General features: G+C 54.4%; 4 protein-coding genes. 3 read left to right on the forward strand and 1 reads right to left on the reverse strand.

Annotated features, from left to right (window positions below; genetic code table 11):
• Window positions 1-171: 171 nt before the first annotated feature.
• Window positions 172-1,620 carry a glyceraldehyde-3-phosphate dehydrogenase gene (locus B3P58_RS08520; RefSeq protein WP_286716992.1) on the reverse strand — a complete coding sequence of 483 codons (1,449 nt, stop codon included), beginning with the start codon at window positions 1,618-1,620 and terminating at the stop codon, window positions 172-174.
• A 180-nt stretch (window positions 1,621-1,800) separates the two neighbouring features.
• On the opposite strand from B3P58_RS08520, the gene mfd reads away from it, so the two are divergent.
• The 3 genes from mfd to B3P58_RS08535 are packed head-to-tail and all read left to right on the forward strand — an operon-like array spanning window position 1,801 to window position 6,615.
• The gene (gene mfd, locus B3P58_RS08525; protein WP_286716993.1) at window positions 1,801-5,265 is read left to right on the forward strand and encodes a transcription-repair coupling factor; all 3,465 of its coding nucleotides are present in this window, start codon (window positions 1,801-1,803) and stop codon (window positions 5,263-5,265) included.
• Entirely contained in the window at window positions 5,262-6,074 is an 813-nt protein-coding gene (locus B3P58_RS08530) for a CsiV family protein (protein WP_145470440.1), read from the forward strand. The genes mfd and B3P58_RS08530 overlap by 4 nt, the downstream gene beginning before the upstream one ends.
• A gap of 7 nt (window positions 6,075-6,081) precedes the next feature.
• Window positions 6,082-6,615: a dihydrofolate reductase family protein gene (locus B3P58_RS08535; RefSeq protein WP_286716994.1), complete on the forward strand. Its 534-nt coding sequence runs from the start codon at window positions 6,082-6,084 to the stop codon at window positions 6,613-6,615.
• The last annotated feature ends 22 nt before the right edge of the window (window positions 6,616-6,637 follow it).

The raw sequence follows: 6,637 nt of genomic DNA on the forward strand, positions 1-6,637 counted from the left end.
ATAATGACCGCTAACGGATTAATCCACCGGTCATCCCGGCAATTGACTACCCCTTTTGGCTTATCCGTACGGCCACAGCAAAACTGGTTAAAGCTTAGCCAATAAAAAAGCCGCTGCGATTGCAGCGGCTTCTTTTGTTGGGCATTTAATGCACAATCGGCTAAAGCTGGCTTACACCACTTTAGGGAAAGTCGGATACTCAACGCCACACACCTGCTGAGCAATACGCACAACCTGACGGCTGTAGCCGTACTCGTTGTCGTACCACACGTACAGGTTAACGTGGTTACCGTTAACGATGGTGGCTTTGGCATCCACGATACCGGCATGGCTGTTACCCACGAAGTCGGTAGATACCACTTCAGGAGAGTTCACCCAGTCGATCTGCTTCTGTACTGCAGAGTGCAGAGACTGTTCACGCAGGTAGTTGTTCAGCTCTTCAACCGTGGTTTCTTTCTTCAGGTTCAGAGACAGAATCGCCATAGAAACGTTTGGCGTCGGAACACGGATAGCATTACCGGTCAGTTTACCTTTCAGAGCAGGCAGCGCCTTGGCAACGGCTTTCGCAGCGCCGGTTTCGGTAATAACCATGTTCAGTGGTGCAGAACGACCACGACGGTCACCGCTGTGGTAGTTGTCGATCAGGTTCTGGTCATTAGTGTAGGAGTGAACGGTTTCAACGTGACCGCTGTTGATGCCATAAGCATCGTCCATCACTTTCAGTACCGGAGTAATGGCATTGGTGGTACAGGAAGCAGCAGACAGAATTTTGTCAGACTCTTCGATATCACCGTGGTTAATACCATATACGATGTTTTTCAGATCGCCTTTACCTGGGGCAGTCAGCAGTACACGGGCAGTACCTTTAGCCTGCAGGTGCTGAGCCAGGCCAGCTTCGTCACGCCATACACCAGTGTTATCGATAACCAGCGCGTTTTTGATGCCGTACTGGGTGTAATCGATTTCAGCCGGGTTGCCAGCGTAAATGATCTTGATGAAGTTACCGTTGGCGATCAGCGCTTCGTTTTCTGCATCCACGGTCAGGGTGCCACGGAAAGTACCGTGTACAGAATCACGACGCAGCAGAGAAGCACGCTTCACCAGGTCATCGCCTTTACCGCGACGAACAACGATAGCGCGCAGACGCAGACCACGGCCGCCACCGGATTTTTCAATCAGGATACGGGCCAGCAGACGACCGATACGGCCAAAACCGTACAGAACCACATCACGGTTCTCGCCATCCGGCAGATCTTTGCCGATCACGTCAGCCAGTTCATCCTGCAGGAAGGCACTCAGATTACGGCCATTGCCTTCAGCGCGGAATTTAACCGCCAGCTTACCGATATCCACATGGGCACGGCCCACATCCAGCTCGCTCAGAGCGGCCAGAACAGGGAAAGTGTCGTGTACAGACAGTTCCTGCTTTTCCATATGACGCACAAAACGGTGCGCTTTCAGCAGATCGATAACAGAACGGTTAATAACAGGACGACCATAGATGGAAGTCACAACGTTCTTCTTGCGGTACATAGTACCAACCAGAGGAATCATAGATTCGGCGATGGCTTCACGGTCCATCCAGTCCTGCAAACAGGCTTCGCGCATGTCTTGGCTCACGGGTTCACCTTCCGTAAAAATCAGTGGGCAAATTCGGGGCGCATATTATGCCTGTATGTCAGACAATGCACAAACCTGAGCGCATTTCCCGGCGGCGGCCATTATGCAGAGGTTCCTTAACAGCCCCCTGCCCTTTGGTTACACTAGCGCGCTTATTTTTTGACTGCCTGAGGAGCCTGAATGGTCAGCCCATTCCATCCGGAACTACCCGCCAAAGCCGCCGAGCGGCGCTTCTGGGGGAATCTGCATGGCGCCAGCCAGGCTCTGGCCATCGCCAGTGCGGCCAGCCAGCAACAGGGGCTGACGCTGGTTATCAGTGCCGATCCGGCCAGTGCATTACGACTGGAAGAAGAAATCCGCTTTTTTGCCAGCGACCTGACCGTACTGCATTTCCCCGACTGGGAAATTCTGCCGTACGATGTGTTCTCGCCGCATCAGGACATCGTCTCCCAGCGGATTGCCACCTTAAGCCGCCTGCACGACCTGAAACAGGGCGTGCTGATTCTGCCGGTCACCACCCTGCTGCACCGTCTACCACCGGCCAGCTTTTATCAGGGGCAGAGTTTTGCCCTCGATATCGGCCAGCGCTTTGACGTTGACAATACCCGCCTGCAGCTTGAATCAGCCGGTTACCATTGTGTCGATACCGTTTACGAGCATGGTGAATTTGCCGTACGCGGTTCGATCATTGATATTTTTCCGATGGGTCAGGACACCCCCTTCCGTATCGAGTTATTCGATGACGAAATCGAAACCCTGCGTACCTTCGATCCGGAAACCCAGCGCACTCTGGATAAAGTCGAGTCCATCCGCATTCTGCCGGCGCGTGAATTTCCGCTGAATACCGGTGCCATCCGTACCTTTAAAACACGCTGGTTTGATTTCTTTGAGCACGACCCGAAAGCCTGCCCGGTGTACACCGACGTTTCTCAGGGCATTGCGCCGGCCGGTATCGAATATTATCTGCCACTGTTTTTCAGTGAAGGCCTGGCCAGCTTTCTCGACTATTTGCCACGCAAAACCCTGGTGATTCACGACGCCCGGCTGGAGCAGGCCGCCAACCAGTTCCGCAAAGATGCCGAGCAGCGCTACGAAAGCCGCCGCTACGACCGCTTGCGTCCGGTACTGGCACCGGCACAGTTGTTTTTATCCGCCGAACAGTTATTTTCCGGCCTGAACGAATTCCCGCGTATTCAGTGGCAGGCCGATGCACCTCCGGAGCGCGCCGGCAGCCAGCACTTCAATACTCAGGTGCTGAGTGATATCAGCGTTGATTCGCGCCTTGAGCAACCGCTACAGCGCCTGCAGACCTGGCTGACAGATAACAAAGATCAGCGCGTGCTGTTCTGCGCCGAATCCGCCGGTCGCCGTGAGGCGTTAAAAGAATTACTCGGCCGCATTCAGCTGCGGCCGAAAGATCAGGACGGCTGGGCTGATTTCATCACCGGCAGCGAGCCACTGGGGTTAATTGTTGGCCCGCTTGATGATGGCGTCACCGTCAGCGACGGCCAGCAAACGCTGAGCATCATTACCGAAAATCAGTTATTCGGTCAGCGCATCCGCCAGACCCGTCGCCGCAGCAAACAGAAAACCGATTCTGAACTGGTCATCCGTGATCTGTCAGAGCTGCAACCCGGCGCGCCGGTGGTGCACCTCGATCATGGCGTTGGTCGTTATCAGGGCCTGCAGACGCTGGAAGCCGGTGGTCAGGTGAATGAATTTCTGGTGCTGGAATACGCCGGTAACGCCAAACTGTACGTGCCGGTTTCTGCCCTGCATTTAATTGCCCGCTACGGTGGCGCCGAACAGGGTGCGGCACCACTGAATAAACTCGGCACCGATAAATGGGCGCAGGCGAAACGTAAAGCCGCCGAAAAAATCCGCGATACTGCCGCCGAACTGCTGGATATTTATGCCCGCCGTGAAGCGCGTAAAGGCTTCGCTTTCAGCGGCCCGGATGAAGAGTACGAGCGTTTTGCCGCCGGTTTCCCGTTTGAGGAAACCCCGGATCAGCAGGCCGCCATCGATGCCGTCATTAACGATATGTGCTCGCCACGCCCGATGGATCGTCTGGTCTGTGGTGACGTTGGTTTCGGTAAAACCGAAGTCGCCATGCGCGCAGCCTTTATGGCAGTGCAGAGCGGCAAACAGGTTGCGGTATTAGTTCCCACCACCCTGCTGGCGCAGCAGCATTATCAGAATTTTGCCGACCGCTTTGCCGAGTGGCCGGTTAAGGTCGACGTGCTGTCGCGCTTTAATTCCGCCAAAGAAACCCAGGCCGCCCTCGACCGTATGATCGAAGGCAAAACCGATATTGTTGTCGGCACCCATAAACTGCTGCAGAAAGATGTGAAATTCGATCACCTCGGTCTGCTGATTATCGACGAAGAACACCGCTTTGGTGTGCAGCAGAAAGAGCGCATTAAAGCCCTGCGTGCCGAAGTGGATATTCTGACTCTCACCGCCACGCCGATTCCGCGTACGTTAAATATGGCCATGGCCAGCATCCGCGATTTGTCCATTATCGCCACACCGCCGGCCAAGCGCTTAAGCGTCAAAACCTTTGTGCGCCAACATGACGAACCGACCATTAAAGAAGCGGTTCTGCGTGAAATTCTGCGTGGCGGTCAGGTGTATTACCTGCACAATGAAGTTAAAAGCATCGAGAAAACCGCCCGCGAATTAAGCGAAGCCATTCCCGAAGCGCGCGTGGTGGTCGCACACGGTCAGATGTCCGAGCGTGAGCTAGAACGGGTGATGGGCGATTTTTATCACAAGCGCTTTAACGTGCTGGTGTGTACCACCATTATCGAAACCGGTATCGATGTGCCGTCGGCCAACACCATTATTATTGAGCGTGCCGATAAATTCGGTCTTGCCCAGCTGCACCAGCTACGTGGCCGCGTCGGTCGCTCACACCATCAGGCCTACGCTTACCTGCTGACTCCGCCGCCGAAAACCCTGACCAAAGACGCCGAAAAACGCCTCGAAGCCATTTCGGCCGCGCAGGATCTGGGTGCCGGCTTTATGCTCGCCACCCACGATCTGGAAATCCGCGGCGCCGGCGAGTTGCTCGGTGAAGAACAGAGCGGCCAGATCGAAACCATCGGTTTTACCCTGTATATGGAAATGCTGGAACAGGCCGTAAAAGCCATGAAATCCGGTAAAACCCCATCCGCTGATCTGTCACTGAATCAGGGCGCGGAAGTGAATCTGCACATTCCGGCACTGATTCCGCAGGATTATCTGCCCGACGTTAACAGTCGCCTGACACTGTACAAGCGCATTGCCAGCGCGCGCGACGACAACGAGCTGAAAGAACTGCAGGTAGAAATGATCGACCGTTTCGGCCTGTTGCCGGATGCCGTCAAAAACCTGTTCCGTCAGACCTCATTAAAACTGAAACTGACACCCCTCGGTATTGCCAAGCTGGATGCCGGCGAACAAAGTGGCCGCATTGAATTTGCCGCCGAAACCAATATCAACCCTTTCGTACTGGTAAAACTGGTGCAAAGCAAATCCGGCACCTTCAAACTCGAAGGTGGTCATACCTTGCGTTTCAACCTCAATATGACCAGTATCGATCAGCGCTTTAACCAGATCGATCAGGTATTAACCGAATTACAAAAGGACCCTAATCTGTGAGCCAGCTGTTTTGCCGTGCCTTTCTGCTTCTGTGCTCTGTTGCCCTGCCCTTATCGGCCAGTGCCGCGCCCTGGTATCGGGTGGAAATGATCCTGGTCGCCTACGAAGACGAAAGCCTGATTGATCAGGAACTCTGGCCTGAAGTGCTAGAAACCAGCGCCAGCGAGGACAATGAATCCGGCAGTTTGCAGACCGAAGCGGATACCACACCCGACTACACCTGGTGGCTGAGTCCGGCACGTTACCAGCAACTGCATAATGCATTATTTGCAGGCTTTGGTTTTGCCCGCATCCCGAAAGCGGAATGGCCTGCCCCTTTGCAGCCATTGGCAGAACTGAAAATGGCCAATGAAGCCGAACGCATTAATAAGCGCAGTGATATGAAAGTGATCTGGCATCAGGCCTGGGTGGAACCCATTCAGGAAGAAGGCCAGGCAATCCGCCACAACCTGAATGTGCGCCTGCAGGACAAACTGGATATTCAGCTGACCGGCAACTTTGAACTGCACCGCAGCCGTTACCTGCATATCAATACCGACTTACAGGTACAGCAATACGAAATCCACGAACCGGCCGAACTGAGTGCGCTGACCTTACCCGCCAGCGACAACCGCGCCGATTACCGCAACGACCTGCTGGCCCAGACAGATATGGAAGCGTCCATGGCGGTTGATTTACCAGCCCCAATCCGCGCTGCACGGGTACAACAGAGCCGCCGTATGCGCAGTAACGAGCTGCACTACATTGATCACCCGATGCTCGGCATTGTGCTGAAAATTATTCCCGTTGAACGTGCCGAAGACCTTTAAGCCGACCATGAAAATCCGCTCCTTTATCGCCTGCAGCCTGGATGGTTTTATTGCCCGGCCGGATGGTGCACTCGACTGGCTGGAAAATCCGGCCTTTACCATCGCAGAAGAAGATTTCGGCTATGCGCAATTTATGGCCGGCACCAGCTGCCTGGTGATGGGTCGCAATACGTTCGAAAAAGTCCTCACCTTTGGTGAATGGCCCTATGAGGGCACACGCGTGATTGTGCTCAGCCAATCGCTTAAAGCCCTGCCGGAAACACACCGGGATAAAGCAGAATTAAGTGCCGAATCACCACTGACCTTAACCGAACGCCTGCAGCGCGAAGGCGAAGACTCACTTTATATTGATGGCGGCCGCCTGATTCAGTCGTTTCTGCGCACCGGATTGCTCAACGAGCTGATCGTGACACGCATTCCGCTGCTGCTGGGCCGTGGGATTCCGTTATTCGGCGAACTGAACGGTGATACCCTGCTGACCCTGCTTGCCAATAAAAGCTACGCCAATGGTTTTGTGCAGAGTCATTACCGTATCGGTTGAGGCCCACTGATATAAGAAATAC

This window comes from Thalassolituus sp. UBA2009, assembly GCF_002335285.1.
Lineage (GTDB): Bacteria > Pseudomonadota > Gammaproteobacteria > Pseudomonadales > Oceanobacteraceae > Venatoribacter > Venatoribacter alkanivorans.